General features: G+C 67.3%; 19 protein-coding genes and 1 tRNA gene. 13 read left to right on the top strand and 7 right to left on the bottom strand.

All coding sequences use genetic code 11. The features are described 5' to 3' along the window. Window positions 1-70 precede the first annotated feature (70 nt). The 3 genes from truB to pnp all read left to right on the top strand — a co-directional run bounded on the left by truB (window position 71) and on the right by pnp (window position 3891). Complete coding sequence (gene truB, locus BM052_RS04090; protein ID WP_255405948.1) at window positions 71-1060, top strand: tRNA pseudouridine(55) synthase TruB; 990 nt, start codon at window positions 71-73, stop codon at window positions 1058-1060. 5 nt (window positions 1061-1065) lie between these two features. Continuing rightward, window positions 1066-1335: a 30S ribosomal protein S15 gene (gene rpsO, locus BM052_RS04085; protein ID WP_091143527.1), complete on the top strand. Its 270-nt coding sequence runs from the start codon at window positions 1066-1068 to the stop codon at window positions 1333-1335. A 252-nt stretch (window positions 1336-1587) separates the two neighbouring features. Continuing rightward, entirely contained in the window at window positions 1588-3891 is a 2304-nt protein-coding gene (gene pnp, locus BM052_RS04080; protein ID WP_091143524.1) for a polyribonucleotide nucleotidyltransferase, read from the top strand. A gap of 206 nt (window positions 3892-4097) precedes the next feature. On the opposite strand, the gene BM052_RS04075 is transcribed toward pnp, so the two are convergent. From BM052_RS04075 to BM052_RS04060, 4 genes are all read right to left on the bottom strand, one after another. Next, complete coding sequence (locus BM052_RS04075; RefSeq protein WP_091143523.1) at window positions 4098-4313, bottom strand: hypothetical protein; 216 nt, start codon at window positions 4311-4313, stop codon at window positions 4098-4100. A 137-nt stretch (window positions 4314-4450) separates the two neighbouring features. Then, window positions 4451-4867: a DUF4112 domain-containing protein gene (locus BM052_RS04070; RefSeq protein WP_091143521.1), complete on the bottom strand. Its 417-nt coding sequence runs from the start codon at window positions 4865-4867 to the stop codon at window positions 4451-4453. Window positions 4868-4908: 41 nt separating this feature from the next. Further along, window positions 4909-6447 (bottom strand): ABC transporter substrate-binding protein, encoded by a 1539-nt coding sequence (locus BM052_RS04065; protein ID WP_255405947.1) that lies wholly within the window; start codon window positions 6445-6447, stop codon window positions 4909-4911. Between the two features lie 270 nt (window positions 6448-6717). Next, window positions 6718-6963: a GlsB/YeaQ/YmgE family stress response membrane protein gene (locus BM052_RS04060; protein WP_091143928.1), complete on the bottom strand. Its 246-nt coding sequence runs from the start codon at window positions 6961-6963 to the stop codon at window positions 6718-6720. 802 nt (window positions 6964-7765) lie between these two features. On the opposite strand from BM052_RS04060, the gene BM052_RS04055 reads away from it, so the two are divergent. Then, window positions 7766-9829 (top strand): ribonucleoside-diphosphate reductase subunit alpha, encoded by a 2064-nt coding sequence (locus BM052_RS04055; RefSeq protein ID WP_091143519.1) that lies wholly within the window; start codon window positions 7766-7768, stop codon window positions 9827-9829. 64 nt (window positions 9830-9893) lie between these two features. Here the strand turns inward: BM052_RS04055 and BM052_RS04050 are convergent, their stop codons facing one another. Beyond that, window positions 9894-10184: a GNAT family N-acetyltransferase gene (locus tag BM052_RS04050; RefSeq protein ID WP_091143927.1), complete on the bottom strand. Its 291-nt coding sequence runs from the start codon at window positions 10182-10184 to the stop codon at window positions 9894-9896. A 76-nt stretch (window positions 10185-10260) separates the two neighbouring features. Between BM052_RS04050 and BM052_RS04045 the strand changes: the two genes are divergently transcribed. Beyond that, window positions 10261-11256, top strand: a complete 996-nt coding sequence (locus BM052_RS04045; RefSeq protein WP_091143924.1) for a threonine aldolase family protein — start codon at window positions 10261-10263, stop codon at window positions 11254-11256. 26 nt (window positions 11257-11282) lie between these two features. After that, a complete protein-coding gene (locus BM052_RS04040) occupies window positions 11283-12182 on the top strand; it encodes a DMT family transporter (protein ID WP_091143921.1) in 900 nt (299 codons plus the stop codon). Here BM052_RS04040 and BM052_RS04035 read toward each other — a convergent pair. Beyond that, window positions 12092-12937, bottom strand: a complete 846-nt coding sequence (locus BM052_RS04035) for a Rossmann-fold NAD(P)-binding domain-containing protein (protein ID WP_091143516.1) — start codon at window positions 12935-12937, stop codon at window positions 12092-12094. The two genes, BM052_RS04040 and BM052_RS04035, sit on opposite strands and share 91 nt — an antisense overlap. A gap of 158 nt (window positions 12938-13095) precedes the next feature. Here BM052_RS04035 and pepN point away from each other — a divergent pair, with 158 nt between their 5' ends. The 6 genes from pepN (at window position 13096) to BM052_RS04005 (ending at window position 20367) form a co-directional block, all read left to right on the top strand. After that, window positions 13096-15750, top strand: a complete 2655-nt coding sequence (gene pepN, locus BM052_RS04030) for an aminopeptidase N (RefSeq protein ID WP_091143515.1) — start codon at window positions 13096-13098, stop codon at window positions 15748-15750. Next, complete coding sequence (gene pgeF, locus BM052_RS04025; protein WP_091143512.1) at window positions 15743-16519, top strand: peptidoglycan editing factor PgeF; 777 nt, start codon at window positions 15743-15745, stop codon at window positions 16517-16519. The genes pepN and pgeF overlap by 8 nt, the downstream gene beginning before the upstream one ends. Window positions 16520-16991: 472 nt before the next feature. Then, the gene (gene petA / locus BM052_RS04020; RefSeq protein WP_091143511.1) at window positions 16992-17525 is read left to right on the top strand and encodes a ubiquinol-cytochrome c reductase iron-sulfur subunit; all 534 of its coding nucleotides are present in this window, start codon (window positions 16992-16994) and stop codon (window positions 17523-17525) included. A 23-nt stretch (window positions 17526-17548) separates the two neighbouring features. Further along, window positions 17549-18835 (top strand): cytochrome b, encoded by a 1287-nt coding sequence (locus BM052_RS04015; RefSeq protein ID WP_091143509.1) that lies wholly within the window; start codon window positions 17549-17551, stop codon window positions 18833-18835. A 25-nt stretch (window positions 18836-18860) separates the two neighbouring features. Then, a complete protein-coding gene (locus BM052_RS04010) occupies window positions 18861-19697 on the top strand; it encodes a cytochrome c1 (RefSeq protein WP_091143507.1) in 837 nt (278 codons plus the stop codon). 133 nt (window positions 19698-19830) lie between these two features. Next, on the top strand, window positions 19831-20367 hold the full coding sequence (locus BM052_RS04005) for an adenine phosphoribosyltransferase (protein ID WP_091143504.1): 537 nt from the start codon (window positions 19831-19833) through the stop codon (window positions 20365-20367). Window positions 20368-20452: 85 nt separating this feature from the next. On the opposite strand, the gene BM052_RS04000 is transcribed toward BM052_RS04005, so the two are convergent. Beyond that, window positions 20453-21808, bottom strand: coding sequence for a malonyl-CoA decarboxylase (locus BM052_RS04000; protein ID WP_091143920.1), 1356 nt, complete (start codon window positions 21806-21808; stop codon window positions 20453-20455). Window positions 21809-22006: 198 nt separating this feature from the next. Here BM052_RS04000 and BM052_RS03995 point away from each other — a divergent pair. Next, window positions 22007-22080 (top strand) — tRNA-Gly (locus tag BM052_RS03995). The last annotated feature ends 303 nt before the right edge of the window (window positions 22081-22383 follow it).

The following is a 22383-nucleotide window of genomic DNA, read 5'->3' as shown; positions in this document are numbered from 1 at the left end:
CCGGCCGCCGGCGAAGAAGTGATCCGCACCCGCCGTTGACCAATCCGGCGCGGGCGCACATGGGGGCGCGATGACGCTTCCCCCGGTGCCGCACGGCTGGATCATCCTCGACAAGCCGGTCGGGCTCGGCTCGACCCAGGCCGTCGCGGCGGTGAAGCGCAACTTGCGGGAAGCGGGCCATGGCAAGAAGGTCAAGGTCGGCCATGGCGGCACGCTCGACCCGCTGGCGAGCGGCGTGCTGCCCGTCGCGCTGGGCGAGGCGACCAAGCTGACCGGGCGCATGCTCGATGCCAGCAAGACCTACGAATTCACCGTCCGTTTCGGCGAGGAGACCGATACGCTCGACCTGGAGGGCAAAGTGATCGCCAGCAGCGACACGCGCCCCACCCTGGAGCGGATCGAGGCGGTGCTGCGGCGCTTCACGGGGCCGATCGCGCAGGTGCCGCCGGCCTATTCGGCGCTGAAGGTCGATGGGGAACGCGCCTATGACCTGGCGCGGGCGGGACGGGACGTGGCGCTGGAGGCGCGGAGGGTGGAGATATTTGAACTGAGCCCCGTTCGTGTCGAGCGAAGTCGAGACACGTTGGCGCAGGTTCCGCGTGTCTCGACTTCGCTCGACACGAACGGGGAGGTTGAACTGGTTGAGAGCCTCACCCTCCGTGCCCATGTCTCCAAGGGCACGTATATCCGCTCGCTGGCGCGCGATATCGCGCATGCGCTGGATACGTGCGGCACGGTCACCATGCTTCGGCGCACCCAGGCCGGCCCATTCGCCCTGTCGCACGCGATTTCGCTGGACAAATTGAACGAAGTGGGTAAGGGCGCGCCTCTTGAACAGATACTCTTGCCGCTGGAGGCGGGGCTGGACGACATCCCGGCCATCGACCTCGATCCGGAGCAGGCAAGGGCGGTCCGCCAGGGCCGTGTTCTGACCGGATTGCCCCAGGATGACGGGCTGCATTGGGCGCGTGAAGGCATTGTTCCGGTCGCGCTGGTGGAGCTTTCGGGCGGAGCAGCCCGCGTCGTCAGGGGATTCAACCTTTCGGATGTCGCGGAGTAGAATGCATGACGGTTACCGCTGAAAAGAAGCAGGAAATCATTTCGGACAACGCGCGCGCCACGGGCGACACGGGCAGTCCGGAAGTCCAGGTCGCGATCCTTACCGAGCGTATCGTCAACCTGACCGAACACTTCAAGACGCACCACAAGGACAACCATTCGCGTCGCGGCCTGCTGGCCATGGTCAACAAGCGCCGCTCGCTGCTCGACTATCTCAAGAAGAAGGATGTCGCGCGCTACAATGCACTGATCCAGAAGCTTGGTCTGCGTAAATGACGTGAAACTTCGGCCCGCCTCGGCGGGCCGTTTACGTTTTGCGCCATCCCCGCCCGTCCGATGGACGGTTTGTCCTGAGCGCTTGCCTTGGCGCGCATGGGAAGGGCAGGGACAAGGTAAAGAAGGGGCGGGCTTCGCAATTCGGCGGAGTTCGAGCCAAATGGGGCGATAGATGCCCCGCACCGGACCGGGACGGAATCCCCGGCAGTAAACCCCGCCAGGCAATAGGGCCGGCGGGCTGAGGAAAACCAAATGTTCGACGTGAAAACCGTATCGATGGAGTGGGGCGGAAAGACCCTCACTCTGGAAACCGGCCGCATTGCCCGTCAGGCCGACGGCGCGGTCCTCGCCACTTACGGCGAAACCGTGGTGCTCTGCGCGGTCACGGCCGCCAAGTCGGTGAAGGAAGGCCAGGACTTCTTTCCGCTGACCGTCCACTACCAGGAAAAATTCTCTTCCGCCGGCCGCATTCCCGGCGGCTTCTTCAAGCGTGAGCGCGGCGCGACCGAAAAGGAAACGCTGACCAGCCGCCTGATCGACCGTCCGGTGCGCCCGCTGTTCCCGGAAGGCTTCTACAACGAGATCAACTGCATCGCGCAGGTCCTCAGCTATGACGGCGAGACCGAGCCCGATGTCGTCGCGATGATCGCCGCCTCGGCCGCGCTCACCATTTCGGGGGTGCCGTTCATGGGTCCGATCGGCGCCTGCCGCGTCGGCTTCGTCGATGGTGCCTACACGCTGAACCCGAAGCAGGAAGCGGCCCTGGCCGAAGGCCGGCTCGACCTTGTCGTCGCCGCCACCGGCGAGGCCGTGATGATGGTCGAATCCGAGGCCAAGGAACTGACCGAGGAAGAAATGCTCGGCGCCGTCATGTTCGCGCATGACGAATGCAAGAAGGTCGTGAACCTCATCATCGACCTTGCCGAAAAGGCCGCCAAGGAGCCTTGGGAAGTCGACCTGTCGGACAATACCGCCGACATCAAGGCGAAGCTCAAGGCCGCCATCGGCGCCGACGTTGCCGCCGCCTACAAGCTGACCGACAAGTCGGCCCGCTCGAACGCGCTCAACGAAGCGCGCGCCAAGGCCAAGGCCGCTTTCGCGGAGGAAAGCCCGCAGACCCAGATGGTCGCCATCAAGACCATGAAGAAGGTCGAGGCGGACATCGTTCGCGGCGCCATCCTCAAGGACGGCCAGCGCATCGACGGCCGCAAGCTCGACCAGGTCCGCCCCATCGAATCGATCGTCGGCTTCCTGCCGCGCACGCACGGTTCGGCGCTGTTCACGCGTGGCGAGACGCAGACGATCTGCACCACCACGCTGGGCACCAAGGATAGCGAGCAGATGATCGACGGCCTCGAAGGCCTGTCCTACTCGTCGTTCATGCTGCACTACAACTTCCCGCCCTATTCGGTCGGTGAAGTCGGCCGCTTCGGCGCGCCGGGCCGCCGCGAAATCGGCCACGGCAAGCTGGCGTGGCGCGCGCTGCATCCGGTCCTGCCCAAGAAGGAGGACTTCCCCTATACCATCCGCGTCCTCTCGGATGTGACCGAGTCCAACGGCTCGTCCTCGATGGCGACCGTCTGCGGCGGCTGCCTCTCGATGATGGACGCCGGCGTTCCGGTCGTCCGCCCGGTCTCGGGCATCGCCATGGGCCTGATCCTGGAAGGCGACGAGTTCGCCGTCCTTTCGGACATCCTGGGCGACGAGGACCACCTCGGCGACATGGACTTCAAGGTGGCCGGCACCGAAGCAGGCATCACCACGATGCAGATGGACATCAAGATCGCCGGCATCACCAAGGAGATCATGGGCAAGGCGCTCCAGCAGGCGAAGGCCGGCCGCGCGCACATCCTGGGTGAAATGACCAAGGCCCTCGGCTCGGCGCGTACCGAGCTTTCGGCCCACGCCCCGCGCATCGAGACGATCCAGATCGACAAGTCGAAGATCCGCGACGTCATCGGCACCGGCGGCAAGGTCATCCGCGAGATCGTCGCCGAGACCGGCGCCAAGGTCGACATCGACGATGAAGGCGTAATCAAGATCTCGTCCTCGGACATCAATCAGATCGAGGCCGCCAAGAAGTGGATCCTCGGCATCGTCGAGGAAGCGGAAGTCGGCAAGGTCTACCAGGGCAAGGTCGTCAACATCGTCGACTTCGGCGCTTTCGTGAACTTCATGGGCGGCAAGGACGGCCTCGTCCACGTCTCCGAGATGAGGAACGAGCGCGTCGAGAAGCCGACCGATGTCGTCAAGGAAGGTCAGGAGGTCTTCGTGAAGGTCCTCGAGATCGACAACCGCGGCAAGGTTCGCCTGTCGATGCGGGTGGTCGACCAGGAAACCGGCGCGGAACTGGAAGACACCCGCCCGCCCCGCGAACCGCGCGAGCCGCGTGGCGACCGCGGCGATCGCGGCGGTGACCGTCGTGGTCCGCGCCGCGATGGCGGCGGCGGCCGTGGCGGCGATCGCGGTCCGCGCGGCGATCGTGGCCCCCGGCGCGACGGAGACACCGGCGGCGGCGATCCGAACCACATGCCGGCCTTCCTCAAGGAAGACTGATCGGCACCTCGCGGACGACGCGAAAGCAGGAAAAGGGGCCGCGCCAGGCGCGGCCCCTTTTTCGTTGGCGATGGGCCGGTTTGGGGCCCCATGCCAAGTCTCTCGGGTCGCAAAGCAACCCGCTGGATCGCCGCGCAGCCTCCGCCGGCTCGCAATGGCGAAGGAAAGCGGAACAAGCGTTCCGATCGATGAGATCCGGTATGCGCCTACTCCCCCGCCTCGGTGGCGCTGCCTTGCGGCCATTGCGCCTGCGAGGGGGTGAGCGCCTCGGCCGGCGGGCGCCGTTCGTCGAGCATGGCCGCCGCCTCGTCCAGCGCGCGCGCCTCGCCCGCGGTGACGCCGCCCGGCCCGCTACCGGAATCGGATTTCCCGCAGGCCCCGAGCGCGAGCAGCCCGAGAAGCGGGCACAAGATGCGTTTCATGCGCGGGACCTTATACCAGGTATCATTGATCGGAACTCCTGTTCCCTTCCCTTCGCCCGAACGAGGCGGCGAAGCCTGGCATGGGAAAATCTGCCCCACCCCCACTAGCCCTGGGCTTGTCGAAGGGCGCGGACGCGTCAAGCGTCGATCACGCGGGTATGGGGATGATGCTTGTCGAGATGCTTGCGGATGATCCGCAGGTTGCGGCTGTTCGAACGGAACAGGAAGTCGAACAGGTCGCCCGCCACCGGCACCGCGCCGACCAGCGTATCGAAGCCCACGTTGGCGGTCATGCGCGCGAGCTGCCATCGGGACATGCCCAGGTTGCGCGCTTCCCACACCAGGTACAGCCCCAGCGCCGCCGAGATCACGTCCCCGGCGACGGGCACCAGCCCCACGAGCGCGTCCAGGCCGATTTGCCGGCGGGTTCCGGGCACCGTGAACGCGCGCTCCAGCACCCGCTCCATCGCTTCGATACGGCGCCGGATCGATAGCGGGTCGTTACCCAATGGCAGCTCGAAATCGAGCCGCCGCGTAGAATTCGATCCTGCCATCAAAGCGTTGCCTCTCAACCACCGGCCTATGCCGCCTCCCTCTATCTGGGCGGCCGGGCCAGCGGCATCAAGGGGTGCCAGCCCCACGAGTTGGCGGCGAAGCCATCGACGCTGCCGCGCACCAGCGACCAGCGGATCGGCGTGCCGAAGGGTATGAAGACGTTGGCGGCGGTCAGTTCGGCTTCGGCTTCGGCCAGCAGCGCGGCCCGTTCCGGCGGCGAGGTGGCCTTGTCGGCTTCCGCGACCCGGGCGTCCGCTTCCGGCGAGCACAGGCCGCGCCGGGCGGCGCAGGACAGCCGGTTGAGATACCAGGCCGCGCGCGGATAGCGGGCGACATCGTCGACCAGCATGAGATCGGCCGCCTGGACCGCCTTCGCGCGTTCGAGCGTGACGCCGATCGTGCCGAGATCGCTCGACAGCCGGTCGAACAGGACTTGCGAGCCTTCGCCTTCGGGCAGCCAGATCCGCACGTGCACGCCGGCCGGGGTCGCCGGCGCCGCGCCGCCCACCGCATTCGTGTCCGGCACCGTTCCCTCGTTCCCGCCGCCCCCGGATTGCCAGGCATGCACGCGTGCCTTCGCCACCTGCCGCCGTTCGTCGAGCGACTGCCCGCTCCAGCGCTCTCCGATGGTGCCGAGATCGCCGGCCAGGCTGGGGGCGACGACGCGCGTGGTGGGGCCCCAGCCGCCGACACCGAACGGCGCCATCAGCGCCTCGCGGTCGATCGCCATCGCCAGCGCTTCGCGATTGGCGGGGTCCGCCAGGAAGCCTTCGTCGTTCATCACCTGGAGCCCGAACAGCCCCAGCACCGGATCGAGCTGGATCGTCCCGCGCAGGATACCCACCGAACGCGTAAGGGTGAAATCCTGGATGCGCCCGCCCAGCACCAGGTCGACATCGCCGTCGTTGAACTTGTCGACCGCGGCCTGGCCGCCCAGCGCATGGAGTTCGATCCGGCGCGTGCGCGCGGACCAGTCCTCCACGGCGGGAAGCCCCAGCCTGGCCGGATCGATCGGCTGGAGCTGCGCCAGGCCCGGCGCCTTTTCCAGCGTCATCGGTCCGGCGCCGCGCTTCTCGTGATAGAGGCCAAGTTCGGGCTGGGCCAGGAGTTGCAGCAGGTAGGGCATCGGCTGCCGCAGCCTGATCTCGATCACCCGGCCGGCCATGGCCCGGATTTCGTCGATCCCCGACAGGTCGAAGGCGAGCGGCGTGCCATCGAGCGAATCGAGCGCGGCCTCAATCGCCTTCCTGGCCGAATCGCCGGTGATCGGATCGCCGTTCGCCCAGTTGCCTTCGCGCAGGCGGAAAATATAGCTCTGGCCATCGTCGGTAACGATCCAGCGATCCGCCAGCGCCGGGATCACGCGGCCCTGCTCGTCGAAGGCGACGAGCCCCTCGACCGTCGCCGCGCGGACCAGTTGGCCGGCGGTGGTCAGCCTGACTCCCCCCTGGAACGGATCGTCGGGCGCGCCGATGACGGCCACGTCCAGCGCGGAATTGTCGGCCGAGCCGCAGGCGGCGAGGAACAGCGCGGCTCCCGACGACAGGGCTAGCCGGCCGAGACCATTCATCCGGCCCATGCCGAATCCCGTCGACCGCGCATCGGCGGCCTTCCCCGAAGGGAAGGGGCCCGGCGCATTCGGATCAAGGGGACTCGGTATTGCCTGCATGCGGGAGGACTAGAGCAAGACACCGAAAATCCGAAGCGAGAGCTGTTCGGTAATTGTCCGGAACGCTCCCGATCGCCGATTCCCCATCGCCGCCTCCCCATCGGAAGAACCGCCGTTACGGATCTTCGGCGCCATTGGCTTGAGAGCGTCGAGCCGGAAATGCACCGCCCGCGGCGAAGGTCAGAAGCCGATGTGGAGCATTCGGCCGAGGAAGATCAGCACCAGGGCGCCAAGGACCGAGGCGAGGCAGCCGGCGCGGCTGAAGTCGCGCTGGCCGCGGCTGGTCACCAGGCCGGCGACGAGCGAACCGCCGATGCCGAGCAGGATGGTCGCGATCCAGCCCATCTCGACCGCGCCCGGATAGAAGAACCGTGCCAGTACGCCGATGACCAGACCGCTGATGATGGCGCCGATGATGTTGAACATGGGGGCTTGTCCTTCTGCCGCGATGTGATGTGCCTTCCCGGTCCATGAATGCCGGGTGATCGGGCCATCCCACATCGCATGTTCCGCGCCGTGCCGCACGCCCGGTTCTGCCAGCGGCATAGCCGGTTCGACATATGGCCGCGGCGCGCCCTGAATGGAAGCCTGCCGCTGTATGCGGTGGCTTCGGGCCCGCGTCCGATAGCCCCTCGTATTCGCTTGCCGCGGCCTTGACACACCGCGAAGGCCGACTCGGTTCGTCGCAAACGTGATTCGGTTCGTCGGCAATTTATGTGGAAAAATTTCTGCGCATGACCGCGATTTAGACTCTTGCGCCGGCGATGGATGGAGGACTTCCCACGCGTCGCACGGTGCCGGGGGCCGTCCGGTCCGGGCCGGTGCTCCGCATTAACCCGGACTTCACCCTCTTGCGCCCGTTTGCAGAACGGGCACTATGGGTTGTGGCGCGTCGGTCGCCGGGCCTCAATACCTAGGAAAGTCGCATGGATCGGGCAGGGGGCCCGGCGGCGGCGTTTCCAGGTCGGGAAAGCGCGATGACCGACGGGGCCACGGGTCGGAGACAAAGGTCAGAGATATAGGGTCAGGCGGGGACTTAACCGTTCTCTTTTTGTGCCGGTTCTGGTATGCGGGGCGTTCGCGACCCTTCGAGTCGTCCGTCGACTCGCGCCAGCGCCGCCAGGCCATTGCCTTCGGCTGTGAACCCGCTCCGCGGCGGTTTGATGACATACTTTGGATGGCATTGGCTTTGAATGGCACTGGCTTTGATTGGCATTGGGGGCGACGAGTGGATTTCAGGAACGGAAACGACGGTCATGTGGCCGGCTACGATGCAAGCCACGCGGAAGGAGGCCAGGTCGAGATGGAAGGACTCTATGCCCCGCGCGATGCCGCTTCGAAGGGTGCCGGTGACTTGAAGGCCGATTTGAAGGCTGGTTTGAATAAGGAGACGGGCGGGAGCCCGGCAATCGTCATGGACAAGACCGACACCGCAACCGCCGATCTGGTGGAGGCGCCGAAGAAGGCGGCGCAGGGCGATTCCAAGCGGATCCACGATCGCCGCTTCGCGATCGTCCTCGATGCCGGGCGCGATGCGCTGCTGACCGATTTCGGCAGGGAGACGCTGGACGATCGCTACCTGCTGCCGGGCGAGAAGTACCAGGATCTCTTCGCCCGCGTCGCCGATGCCTATGCCGACGACCAGGAGCACGCGCAGCGGCTCTACGACTACATCTCCAGGCTGTGGTTCATGCCCGCCACGCCCGTCCTCTCGAACGGCGGCACCGGGCGCGGCCTGCCGATCTCGTGCTATCTCAATTCGGTCGACGACAGCCTCGAAGGCATTGTCGCCACCTGGAACGAGAATGTCTGGCTCGCCTCGCGCGGGGGGGGCATCGGCACGTATTGGGGCGCGGTGCGCGGCATCGGCGAGCCGGTGGGCCTCAACGGCAAGACCAGCGGCATCATTCCGTTCGTGCGGGTGATGGATTCGCTGACGCTGGCGATCAGCCAGGGCTCGCTGCGGCGCGGCTCGGCCGCCTGCTACCTCGACGTCTCGCACCCCGAGATCGAGGAGTTCCTGGAAATCCGCAAGCCTTCCGGCGACTTCAACCGCAAGGCGCTCAACCTGCATCACGGCGTGCTGCTCACCGACGAATTCATGGAAGCCGTGCGCGACGGCGCCGAGTTCGCGCTGAAGAGCCCCAAGGACGGCTCGGTGCGCGGCAAGGTCGATGCCCGTGCGCTGTTCCAGAAGCTGGTCGAGACGCGCCTTGCCACCGGCGAGCCCTATATCGTCTTCTCCGACACCGTGAACCGGATGATGCCCAAGCATCACCGCGACCTGGGCCTCAAGGTCTCGACCTCGAACTTGTGCTCGGAAATCACCCTGCCGACCGGGCGCGACCACCTGGGCAACGATCGCACGGCGGTGTGCTGCCTTTCCTCGCTCAACCTGGAGACCTGGGAGGAGTGGAAGGGCGAGAAGCGCTTCATCGAGGACGTGCTGCGCTTCCTCGACAACGTGCTGCAGGACTATATCGACCGCGCGCCCGACGAGATGGCGCGGGCCAAGTATTCGGCATCGCGCGAACGTTCGGTCGGCATGGGGGTGATGGGTTTCCATTCCTATCTGCAAAAGCGCGGCATCGCCTTCGAAAGCGCGATGGCCAAGGCGCTCAACCTGCAGATGTTCCAGTATGTCAACCAGAAGGCCAACGAGGCCTCGATGCTGCTGGCGAAGGAGCGCGGGCCGTGCCCCGACGCCGCCGACCAGGGCGTGATGGAGCGCTTCTCCTGCAAGATGGCGATCGCGCCGACCGCCTCGATCTCGATCATCTGCGGCGGCACTTCGGCCTGCATCGAGCCGATCCCCGCCAATATCTACACCCACAAGACGCTTTCGGGCAGCTTCGTGGTGAAGAACCCCTACCTGCAAAAGCTGTTCGCCAGCAAATCCAAGGATTCCACCAATGTGTGGAACTCGATCCTGGAGAACGGCGGTTCGGTCCAGCACCTCGATTTCCTCAGCCCGGAGGAGAAGGCGGTCTACAAGACCAGCTTCGAGATCGACCAGCGCTGGCTGCTGGAATTCGCCGCCGATCGCACCCCCTATATCGACCAGGCGCAGTCGCTGAACTTGTTCATCCCCGCCGACGTCGACAAGTGGGACCTGATGATGCTGCACTTCCAGGCGTGGGAAAAGGGCATCAAGTCGCTCTACTACTTGCGCTCCAAGTCCGTGCAGCGCGCCGGCTTCGCCGGCGGCGTCGAGGCGGACAACACGCCCGAGGCGCCCAAGTTCGAGATCGGCGAGACGACCGATTACGACGAGTGCCTCGCCTGCCAGTAATACCATAAGCTGCATTGATGAGTTCCCATCAACGCAGCTTGGTATTACGCCATGCTGGCGGGCATCACGCCTTCACGTCGTCCCATTCCGGGTGCCGTTGGAAGGCCGCGGCGACATATGTGCAGGCCGGCGCGATCTTGAAGGCGTTTTCGCGGGCGTCGGCGACCATCGCCTCCACCAGGCGTCCGGCCACGCCGCGCCCGCCGATCGCCTCGGGGACGAGGGTATGTTCGGCATGGCGGACGCCTTCGCGTTCCACCCAGGTGAGGCGGCCGATCGCCTCGCTGTCGGCGACATGCGCCTGGTATTCGCCGGCGGGTCCGGCCTGGTGCTTGGTAATGGTAATGCCGACCATGGCAGTTTCCTCGTTTCGATGCCGGGTTCGGTGCCGGCGCTTGACGCCGCGCCTGCCGGCTCGCAGGCATATGGCCATGCAGTTCCTCTCCGACAATGCCGCCGCCGTCCATCCCGCCGTGTGGCGGGCGATGATGGCGGCCGACGCCGCCGATGCGCCTTATGACGGCGATGCGCTCAGCCGCGAACTCGACGCGGCGTTCACCGCGCTGTTCGGGCGCGCGTGCGCGGTGCTGTGGGTGGCGACCGGGACGGCGGCGAACTGCCTGGCGCTGGCATCGATGGTCGCGCCGCACGGCGCCGTGGTCTGCCACCGCGAGGCGCATATCGAGATGGACGAGGCGGGCGCCCCGGGCTTCTACCTGCACGGCGCCAAGCTGCTGCTGGCCGGCGGGGAGGGCGCGAAGATCACGCCGCGCGCCGTCGCGGCCGTGATCGACCCGATCCGCGACGATGTCCACCAGGTGCAGCCGCACGCGATCTCGATCACCCAGGCGAGCGAATACGGCTGCGTCTATCGTCCCGATGAAGTCGCGGCGCTGGCCGCCTTCGCCAAGGCGCGCGGGCTGGGCCTGCATATGGACGGCGCCCGCTTCGCCAATGCGGCCGCCTTTCTCGGCTGCGCGCCGGGGCAGGCCTGCGCCGGGGTCGACGCGCTCAGCTTCGGGTTCGTCAAGAACGGCGGGCTGGGGGCCGAGGCGATCGTGTTCTTCGATCCCGAGGCCGCCCGCACGATCCGCTATCGCCGCAAGCGCGCGGGGCACTTGCAGTCCAAGGGCCGGTTCCTGGCCGCGCAGATCCTGGCGCTGCTGGAAGGTGATCTCTGGCTCGGCAACGCGCGCGCCGCCAATGCCGCCGCCGCCGAGATCGCCGCCGCCGCGCCCGGCCGCCTGCTGCACCCGGTGGAGGCCAACGAGGTGTTCCTTTCCTGCACCCCGGCCGAGCGCGCGGCGCTGCGCGCGCGGGGCTTCGCGTTCTACGACTGGGGCGAGGGCGCGGCGCGGCTGGTCGCCGCGTGGGATGCCCGGGCCGAGCACGTGACGGCGCTGGCGCGCGCCATCGCGGCGCTATGAGCGCGCCTTCGGAGAGGCAGGCCGGAATGCGGCCGGAAATGCGTGCAGGGGTGGTGGTGCCTTTCGCGCTGGTCGCGCTGATCTGGGGTTCGACCTGGCTTGTCATCAAGGACCAGATCGCCGCCATACCGCCGGAATGGACGATCGTCTGGCGGTTCCTGCTCGCGAGCGCGGCGATGTGCCTGCTGGCGTGGATGCGCGGCGAATCGCTGCGCCTGCCGGCCGGCGGGCAGCGGCTCGCGGTGCTGATCGGGCTGACCCAGTTCTGCGGCAACTACCAGTTCGTCTACCAGGCGGAGCATTCGCTGACTTCGGGACTGGTCGCTGTCTTCTACGCGCTGCTGCTGGTGCCCAATGCCGCGCTGTCGCGGCTGTTCCTCGGGACGCCGGTGACCGGGCGCTTCATGCTGGGATCGCTGGTGGCGGTGGGCGGGATCGCGTTGCTGCTGCTGCACGAAGCGCGCATGGCGCCCGCACAGGGCGGGGTCCTGTGGGGCATCGTGCTGTCGGTGTTCGGGCTGCTTGCCGCCTCGGCCGCCAACGTGCTCCAGGCCGGCCCGGCGGCGCGGCGCACATCGGCGGTGCCGCTGATGGCCTGGTCGATGATCTGGGGCCTCGCGTTCGACGTGGTTCTCGCCTTCGTCGTGGCCGGGCCGCCCGTCATCGACATGCGGCTTTCCTACCTGGCGGGGGTCGCCTATCTGGCGATCTTTGGTTCGGTGATTACCTTCCCGCTCTACTTCCACCTCATTCGCGAGCTGGGGGCCGGCAAGGCGGCCTACAACGGGGTGGCGACGCCGGTGATCGCGATGCTGCTGTCCACGCTGTTCGAAGGCTATCGCTGGTCGCTGCTGGCGGTTGCCGGCGCGGTGCTGGCGATGGCCGGGCTGATCGTCGCGCTCAGCGCGCGCAGGCCCGCCAGGTAATCGGGATAGCGCGGCCGCCAGCCCAGCACGCGTTTCGCCTTGCCGTTGGCGACGCGCCGGTTCTCCGCATAGAAGCCGCGCGCCATCGGGGAGAGGCCGGCTTCCTCGATCCCTTGCAGCGGCGGCGGCGCGATGCCGAGCAGGCGGCAGGCTTCCTCCACCAGCAGGTTCTGGCCGCAGGGCAGGTCATCGGCAAGGTTGTAGGCGCCGCCCGGCGCCCGCAAGCCGGCGATCACACCGGCGGCGATGTCCTCCACGTGCACGCGGCTGAAGATCTGGCCGGGCAGGTCGATGCGGTGGGCGCGGCCCCCGATCACGCGTTCGAGCATCGAGCGGCCCGGTCCGTAGATGCCGGGCAGGCGGTGGACCCGCGCGCCGCGCGCCAGCCACGCCGCGTCCGCCTGGCTGCGCGCGGTGCGCCGGCCGCTGCCGACCGGCGCGCTCTCGTCGACCCAGGCACCGCCGGTATCGCCGTAGACGCCGGTGGAGGAGAGGTAGGACAGCGCCTTGCCGGTCAGCGCCGGACCGTAGCGTTCGAGCACCGGGTCGAGCGGCTCGCCGCGCGCCGCGCTGCCCGGCGGGACCGAGGACAGCACCTGGTCCGCATCGGCCAGCGCGACGCGCACCGAGCCTTCGTCGTCGAACGCCAGGGTGCCTTCGCGCCCGGTCGAGATCACTTCCCAGCCGCGCGCTTCGAGACCCGCGGCGATAAACCGCGCGGCATAGCCCAGGCCGAAGATGAAAATGCGGGGCATGGGCGGCGCGTAATGCCTTTCGCCGGCGGAGTGAACAGCATTCCGCTATCCTGGATCCCGTTCGGCCGGATCATGTACAGCCGGATCGCGTTCTGCCGATCGCGTTCTGGATGACGGCAAACGCTGGCAATCATGCCGCGAGGCTTTAAGTAGGCGGCATGGACATAGCCAGCAGACCCGCCGAACCTGATGAGAACACCCAGATCGCCGATGCCGCGCCGCCGCCGCAGGCGCCGCCGGTGATCCATCGCGAGGATTACTTGCCGCCGGCGTGGCTGGTGCCGGAAATCACGCTCGACTTCCGGCTCGGCATCGATGAGACGCGGGTCACTTCGAAGCTTGCGGTCCGGCGCAACCCGGCCGGCAACGGCGCCGTGACGCTGCGGCTCAACGGCGACCAGATCACCCCGATTTCGCTCAAGGTCGATGGCGAGCATGTCAACGACTGGCGCCTGGACGGGCCGGACCTGCTGCTCGACCTGCCCGGCGCGCAGCACCTGGTGGAAGTCGAAACCGCGGTGAACCCGGCCGGCAACAGCCAGCTCATGGGCCTCTACGCCTCGAACGGCATGCTGTGCACCCAGTGCGAGGCCGAGGGTTTCCGCCGCATCACGTTCTTCCCCGATCGGCCGGACGTGCTCTCGATCTATCGGGTGCGGATGAGCGGGGACAAGGCCAGGTTCCCGATCCTGCTCGCCAACGGCAATTGCACCGCCCAGGGCGAGAACGGCGATGGCACGCACTGGGCCGAGTGGCACGATCCCTGGCCCAAGCCGAGCTATCTCTTCGCATTGGTCGCCGGCGACCTCGTCGCCAACCATGCGACTTTCACGACCATGAGCGGACGCAAGGTGGACCTCAACATCTGGGTCCGTCCGGGTGACGAAGGCCGCACCCGCCACGCGATGGATTCGCTGATCGCCTCGATGAAGTGGGACGAGCAGGCATTCGGGCGCGAATACGATCTCGACTTGTTCAACGTGGTCGCCGTTGCCGACTTCAACATGGGGGCGATGGAGAACAAGGGCCTCAACGTCTTCAACACCCGCTATGTCCTGGCCGATCCGGAAACCGCCACCGACGCCGATTACGACGCGGTGGAGGGGGTGATCGGCCACGAATACTTCCACAACTGGTCGGGCAACCGCGTGACCTGCCGCGACTGGTTCCAGCTCAGCCTCAAGGAAGGCTTCACGGTCCTGCGCGACCAGCTGTTCAGCGCCGACATGGGCAGCGCGGCGGTGAAGCGGATAGAGGACGTGCGGGTGCTGCGCAGCGCCCAGTTCCCGGAGGATTCGGGGCCGCTCGCCCATCCGATCCGGCCCGATTCCTATCAGGAAATCAGTAATTTCTACACGGCCACCGTCTACAACAAGGGCGCCGAGGTGATCCGCATGATGCGCACCATGGCGGGGCCCGAGCGCTTTCGCGAAGGCACCGACCTCTACTTCGCGCGCCACGACGGGGAGGCCGCGACCTGCGAGGATTTCGTCAGGGCGATCGAGGACGGCACCGGGCTGGACCTGGGCCGGTTCCGCCTGTGGTATTCGCAGGCCGGCACGCCGCAGCTCTCCATCCGGCTCGAGCATGGCGGCACCCGGGCCGTGCTGACGGCGACGCAGACGGTGCCGGGCACGCCGGGCCAGCCGGACAAGCAGCCGGTGCCGGTCCCGCTGCGCCTGGCGCTGTTCGATCGCGACACCGGCACCCATTCCGGCGAGCGCCTGATCGTGCTCGACAAGGCGAGCGACACGTTCGTGTTCGACGGATTCGCCAAGCCGCCGGTGCTCTCGATCAACCGGGGCTTCTCGGCGCCGGTGGCGATCGAGTTCGAGCGCCCGGCGCAGGACCTGGTGTTCCTGGCCGCCCATGACGACGATCCCTTCGCCCGCTACGAGGCGATGCAGAACCTGGTCGTCCAGCACCTCGTCGCGGCGGTCGGCGGCGGGCTGTCGGAGGCGGAGCGGGGCGCGGGGCGCGCGGCGATCGGCGCGGCTTTCGCGGCGGTCCTCGCCGATCCCGCGCTTGACGACCTGATGCGCGGCGAGCTGATGATCCTGCCGGCCGAAAGCTACCTTGCCGAGCAGCTGCTGGTCGCCGATCCGGGCGCGATCCATGCCGAGCGCGAGGCGCTCAAGGCCTGGCTCGGCCGCGAATGCGCGGCGGCGCTGGCGGCCCTGCACGACCGTGCGGTGGGCGTGGCTTATGGGCGCGACGCGGCGGCGCGGGGCGCGCGCAAGATCAAGACCCAGGCGCTGAACTACATCGCCGCCGGGGATGCGGGCGAAGGCGCGCGGCGCGCGATCGCGCAGTACCACGCGGCCGACAACATGACCGACCGCCAGGGGGCGCTGATGGTCCTCGCCAGCCTGGACGTGCCGGAGCGGGCGGAGGCGCTGGCGGACTTCCACCAGCGCTACCAGGGCAACGCGCTGGTGATCGACAAGTGGTTCTCGCTGCAGGCCGGCGCGTTCCATCCGCACGTGCTGGAGCATGTCCGCGCGCTGGCCGGGCATGGCGACTTCACGATGAGCAATCCCAACCGCGCGCGCGCGCTCTACATGGCCGCGGCGATGAACCCCGTGGCGTTCCACGACGCGGGCGGCGAGGGCTATCGGCTGATCGGCGACCTGATTCGCCGGCTCGACCCGATCAACCCGCAGACCGCCGCGCGCTTCGTGCCTTCGCTGGGCCGCTGGCGGCGGATCGAGCCGGCCCGCGCGGTGCTGATGCGCGCCGAGCTGGAGCGGATCGCCGCCGAGCCCGCGCTTTCGCGCGACGTGCTCGAGCAGGTGACCAAGAGCCTTGGCTGAAGCGGTCGAGGTCAACCGCGCGGCCCTGCTGGAAGGCTTGCCGCACGGGTTCCTCGGGCGTCGGGGCGGGGTGAGCCGGGGCGAGGTGGCCGGGCTCAACGTCGGCCACGGATCGGGCGACGATCCCGCGCTGATCGCCGAGAATCGCGCCCGTGCCGCCGCCGCCGTGCTGGCGGGCGCGCGGCTGGTGACGGTCTACCAGGTCCACTCGCCCGATTGCGTCGCGGTGGGCGCCGATCCCTGGTCCGAAAGCGAGCGCCCGCATGCCGATGCGCTCGTCACCGATCGGCCGGGGCTGCTGCTCGGCGTGCTCACCGCGGACTGCGCGCCGGTGCTGCTGGCCGACCGCGAGGCGGGCGTCGTCGGCGCCGCGCATGCCGGGTGGAAAGGCGCGGTCGGCGGCGTGACTGACAGCACCATCGCGGCGATGGCCAGGCTCGGCGCGCGGCCGGAACGCATCGTCGCGGCCATCGGGCCCTGCATCGCCCAGGCCTCCTACGAAGTCGACCAGGCCTTTTTCGACCGGCTGGGCGCGCGGGATTCCGGCAATGCCCGCTTCTTCGCCGCCGGTCGCGCGGGCCATCACCAGTTCGACCTCGAAGGCTATGTCGCCGCCCGGCTCGCGGCGGCGGGCGTCGCCAGGGTCGAGCGCCTGGGCCTCGATACTTACGCCGTGCCCGACCGCTTCTTCTCCTTCCGCCGCGCCACCCATCGCGGCGAGGCCGCCTATGGCCGCCAGATTTCGGTCATCGGGTTGGGAGCGGGATGACGTGGTGCGGCTGGACTTTTAATCTTGACAAATGTAACCAAATAGGTTATGAACTAATCCAAGTCCGGCGCGGGAGGACTTACCGATCGAGTCGAAAACGGGCCTCCGGACAAGCCGTTCCGCCACCAGTCCCCGGGGCGAGCCCGGGATGACGGAAGCTTGAAGCACGGCGTGTCCGATCCGCAACGGCGCGGAAGGGCATCCTATCGATTTTGCGCGATTCATCCCGGCCGGATCGCCCGAATCCCCGTGCTTTCCCGCTCTCCTGAGGATAGGCCAAAAAGGCGGTTGGCAGGGCCGGCTTTCGCGTATATCAGGCGCGCCAAGTCGGTATCGGCCCGGGGCGCGCCCGGTCCGGGCACCGTTCCAGGGGGAACCAGGCGTAGCATTGGTCAGCAGTTTGGCCTGCTGCCGGTCCCCCGGCAGTGGGTTGTCGAAAGCAAGACAGTCGTAGAGCAAGGCAAGGGCTAACATGGCAGAAGAAGATGGCGTGCGGCGGCGCGATTTCATCAATATCGCCGCGGTAAGCGCGGCGGGTGTCGCTGGCGTTGGGGTTGTCATCCCCCTGGTCAGCCAGATGTCGGCCTCCGCCGACGTTCTCGCGGCTTCTTCGACCGAGGTGGACATCTCCTCGATCAAGCCGGGCCAGGCGATCAAGGCGGTGTTCCGCAAGCAGCCGGTCTTCGTGCGCAACCTGACGCCGAAGGAAATCGCGGAGGCGAATGCCGTCGATGCCGCCACCCTGCGCGATCCCCAGACGCTGGGCGAGCGCACCAAGGAGGGCAAGGAAAACTGGCTCATCACCATGGGCGTGTGCACCCACCTGGGCTGCGTGCCGCTGGGCGCCGGCGAGGGTGAGGCCAAGGGCGAGTTCGGCGGCTATTTCTGCCCTTGCCACGGTTCCTCCTACGATACCGCCGCCCGTATCCGCAAGGGCCCCGCGCCCAAGAACCTCGAGGTTCCGGAATACGAGTTCGCCTCCGATACCGTCGTGAAGATCGGCTGAAGCCAAGCGAGAGGATCACGATCATGAGCTTTCCCTGGGCCAATGAATACCAGCCGAGCCACCCCTTCATGAAGTGGATGGACGAGAAGCTGCCCCTGCCGCGCCTCGTCTACAACTCGGTCGGTTCGGGCTATCCCGTTCCCCGCAACCTCAACTATTTCTGGAACTTCGGTTTCCTGGCGCTGATCTGCCTGGTCATCCAGATCGTCACCGGCATCGTCATGGCCATGCACTACGCGGCCAACACGGCGGTGGCGTTCGATACCGTCGAGATGACCGTGCGCGACGTGAACTGGGGCTGGCTGATGCGCTACGCGCACGCCAACGGCGCCTCGGCGTTCTTCGTCGTCATCTACATCCACATCTTCCGCGGCTTCTACTACGGCTCCTACAAGGCCCCGCGCGAGATGGTGTGGCTGCTGGGCGTCGTGATCTTCCTGCTGATGATGGCCACCGCCTTCATGGGCTACGTGCTTCCCTGGGGCCAGATGAGCTTCTGGGGCGCCAAGGTCATCACCGGCCTGTTCTCGGCCATCCCGTTCGTCGGCGAGCCGCTCCAGCAGTGGCTGCTCGGCGGCTTCGCGCCGGACAATGCCGCGCTCAACCGCTTCTTCTCGCTGCACTACCTGCTGCCGTTCGTGATCGTGGGCGTGGTGATCCTGCACATCTGGGCGCTGCACATCCCGGGATCGTCGAACCCGACCGGGGTCGAGGTGAAGAGCGAGAGCGACACGGTTCCCTTCTATCCTTATTACATCGCCAAGGACGGCTGGGCAGTAGGCGCCTTCGGGTTCCTGTTCTGCATGATGCTGTTCTTCTTCCCGAACGCGCTGGGCCACCCGGACAACTACATTCCGGCCAACCCGATGAGCACGCCGGCGCACATCGTTCCCGAATGGTACTTCTGGCCGTTCTACGCGGTGCTGCGCGCCTTCACCCAGGACTTCTTCTTCATCCCGGCCAAGCTGATGGGCGTGCTCGCCATGTTCGGCGCGATCCTGGTGTGGTTCTTCCTGCCCTGGCTGGACAAGTCGCCGGTCCGTTCCGGCTCATACCGCCCGACCTACAAGAAGTTCTTCTGGTTCGGCCTGATCCCGGCGATGCTGGTGCTGTTCTACTGCGGCGGCGCGCCGGCTGCGGAACCCTACGTGATGATGAGCCAGCTCGCCGCGCTCTACTACTTCGCGCACTTCCTCATCATCCTGCCGGTCGTCTCGGCGATCGAGAAGCCGCTGCCGCTGCCTTACTCCATCACCGAGGCCGTTCTCGGCAAGGACGAAGCGGCGCAGCTCGCTCCCACCGCTCGATAAACAGCTGGAACGAAAGACGAAAGACATGGCACGCATTCTCTCGATCCTCGTCGGGCTGTTCTTCACGGCGGCCCTGGCCTGGTCCTTCGGCAAGGGCGCGTATACGCAGATCACCGAGCCGCCCGCGGTAACCGTCGAACACGAGTTCCACCTCCTGCCCAAGCACGTCCGCTTCGCCAGCGACGGCGCGTTCGGCAAGTTCGACAGGCAGCAGCTGCAGCGCGGCTTCCAGGTCTACAAGGAAGTCTGCTCGGCCTGCCACTCGCTCAGCCACGTCGCCTTCCGCGACCTCGCGCAGCTGGGCTACAGCGAAGCCGAAGTGAAGGCGATCGCGGCGGGCTTCCAGGTCGCCGGCACCGACCCGAACACCGGTGAGGCGAACATGCGCCCGGGCACGCCGACCGACTATTTCCCCAAGCCTTTCGCGAATGACATCGCCGCGCGCGCCGCCAACAACAATGCGGTTCCGCCCGACCTGTCGCTGATGACCAAGGCCCGGCACGATGGCGCGGCCTATGTCTATTCGCTGCTGACCGGCTTCCAGGCGCAGCCAGCCGCGCTGCTGAAGGAATTCCCGGACGCGAAGACCCCCAACGGCCTGCATTACAACCCGTACTTCGCCAACCTGAACCTGGCGATGGCGCCGCCGCTGACCAGCGAAGGCCAGGTCACTTACGGTGACGGCACCAAGGCCACCGTCGACCAGATGTCCAAGGACGTCTCCGCGTTCCTGATCTGGACCGCCGAACCTTCGCTGGAGAAGCGCAAGCAGACCGGCTGGGCGGTGCTGGGCTTCCTGCTCTTCGCCACGATCCTGGGCTACATGTCGTACCGCAACATCTGGGCCGGCAAGAAGCATTGAGGTCATCGTCCTCCCGGCCAATGCCGGGACCGGTGGCGCCCGTTCGGCGCAGCCCTGCCTAGGGGCCGCCCGCGTGGACACCGCCACCGGTCCCGGAGCAAGTCCGGGATGACGCCTGGATGATGAGACGAACGTGACCGCCGACGATCTCAAGCTCCTCATCCGCACGATTCCGGACTTTCCCAAGCCGGGCATCCTGTTTCGCGACGTGACCACGCTGATCGGCGACGGTCCGGGCTTCGCCGCCGCCACCGCCCTGCTGGCCGACCGCGCGCGCGACGCCGGGGCAGAGCTGATCGCGGGCATCGAGGCGCGCGGCTTCATCTTCGGCGCCGCCGTCGCCGCCCGGCTCGGACTGCCTTTCGTGCCGGTGCGCAAGCCCGGCAAGCTGCCGGTCCCGGTGCTGGCGATCGACTATGCGCTGGAATACGGCACCGATACGCTGGAGGTCGATCCGGGCGCGGTGCCGCAAGGCGCGCGGGCAGTGCTGGTCGACGATCTCATCGCCACCGGCGGCACCGCGCTCGCCGCCGTAGAGCTGCTGCGCAGCGCCGGCGGGTCGGTCTCGCAATCGCTGTTCGTGATCGACCTGCCAGACCTCGGCGGCGCCGCCCGCCTGCGCGCGGCCGGCCTCGCCGTCCACGCCCTGATGGCGTTCGAAGGGCACTGACCGCGCCCTGTCACCGGAGTCACCGGACCGGCGGCGGTCCCGGGGCGAGCCGGGGGACGCCGGATGACGAATCGGCGATCGATGCTCAGGCGGGCACCGCGTCCTTGGCGGCCCCCGCCTTCCTCCCGCCGCCTTTCCTGCCGTTGCCATCGCCCTCGTCGACGAGCGCCTGGACCGTCTTCGACGTGGCGACGGCGCCGAGCTCGGTAAGCGCGAAGAGGTTCGCCTCGATGTCGGCAAGGTCGTAGAGGTAATTGACCATGACCCCGTGCGACTGCTTCTGCCCGTTGGGCGAAAGGTCGGCATTGGCGTGGACCGCCTCCAGCCGCGCGCCGTTGCCCAGGTGGAAGCGCGCCACCGAATCCATCGGCTGGTTGCCCTTGCCCTTGGCGGTGACGAGGTAGCGCGCGGCAAGCATCCGCAAGTCCTTGGCGCCGGGCATCCTGGCGCCCGGCTCCTGCTCCTTCGCCAGCCACTTGGCGAAGCCCGGCACCGGCGAAAGCGTGGCGAAGGTCTTGAGGTGCGGCAGTTCTTCCTTCAGCAGCCCCACCACGCGCTTGATAAGGTGATTGCCGAAGGGAATGCCCTTCAGCCCCACCTGGCAGTTGCTGATCGAATAGAAGATCGCGCAGGTGGCCTCGCGCGGGTCGATCGGCTGGCGGCCCTCGGCGATGATCTGGTGGATCGCGCCCGGCAGTTCCGGCGTCAGCGCCACTTCGACGAAGATCAGCGGATCGTCGCGCATCTGCGGGTGGAAGAAACCGTAGCAGCGCCGGTCGATCGGCTCCACGCGGCTGCGCAAATCGTCCCAGCCGTGAATCTCGTGCACCGCTTCGTAGCGGATGATGCGTTCCAGCAGCGCGGCGGGCGAATCCCAGCCGATCCCGCGCAGTTCGAGGAAGCCGGCGTTGAACCACGCGGTGAAGGCGCTCTCCAGCTCCCGGTCGAGCGCGGCGAGGCCAGGCGTCGCGCTGGCCGCCAGCAGGTCCTCGCGCATGCCGATCAGGCGCTGGGTGCCCTGGGGCGCCAGGTTGAGCTGGTTTATCAGCCGCGCGCTCGGCGATTCGCTGGCGGCGTTGAGCGCCAGCGCGGCACCCTCGTCGCGCTTCGCGTTCCACTTGGCGATGGCCTTGTCGATCGCCTCCGCGTCGGCCGGATGCATGTCGTGCACTTTGCCCAGGAAGTCCTGCCGCGCGGCCAGGTCGCTGGCCTCGTAGAGATCGAAGAAGGCCGAGGCGAGCGCCGGCCCGGAGGCGCGCCCGCGCAGCGAAAGCAGCGCGTCGGCCAGGTCGAGCAGGCTCTCCCCGCTGTTCTGCCGCGGCGCCACGCCGATCCCGCGCAGGAGCTTGCCCAGCCCCGAATTCATCAGCAGGTCAAGCGGCGTGCGCCGCCGCGCCGCCGCCGGGGTTTCCATCGCAGTGCGTGTCCGTGATGCGTTCATGGTCGTGAGAATCCTCATCAGCTCGCCGGCGATGCTATCATCGCTGCACTTGCGAGAGAATAGGACGATTCCCTCTAGCCGCATGACGACCGATCACACCCTTCGCAAGAGCGCCCAAAGACAGCCGTTGACGAAGCGGCGAAATTCGTGGCAAGCGGCGGCCAGGCCAATCAAGCCCCGGCCCTCGCGCCGGAACGAGCGGGTATAGCTTAGTGGTAAAGCTCCAGCCTTCCAAGCTGGCTATGCGGGTTCGATTCCCGCTACCCGCTCCATCCTACCATCCACCGACGTCCATGCGGGGCTTTGCAACCCGCTGAAATCCGCGGTATTTTTTTGCTTTGTCCGGGCCATTGGATCGCGTGAAATTCCGGGACAGCTCCCAAACTTGGGGCCACTTTGCGGGATTAACGGGTTCAGAAATGCTCGTGGCCCCCAACCTGGGGCCACGTCACGGAAAGGCCCCGTCTATACCTTTGACAGATATAGCGATTCGCGGCGCCAAGCCGCGTCTGAAGGCCTACAAGCCGTGCGACATGCCGGCCTGTCCGCGGAAGGGATCGCGATACGTAACCGCG

This window comes from Novosphingobium sp. CF614 (assembly GCF_900113255.1).
GTDB lineage: Bacteria > Pseudomonadota > Alphaproteobacteria > Sphingomonadales > Sphingomonadaceae > Novosphingobium.
Note: the sequence above shows the minus strand (reverse complement) of the source record. Positions and strands in the feature narration are given on the sequence as shown.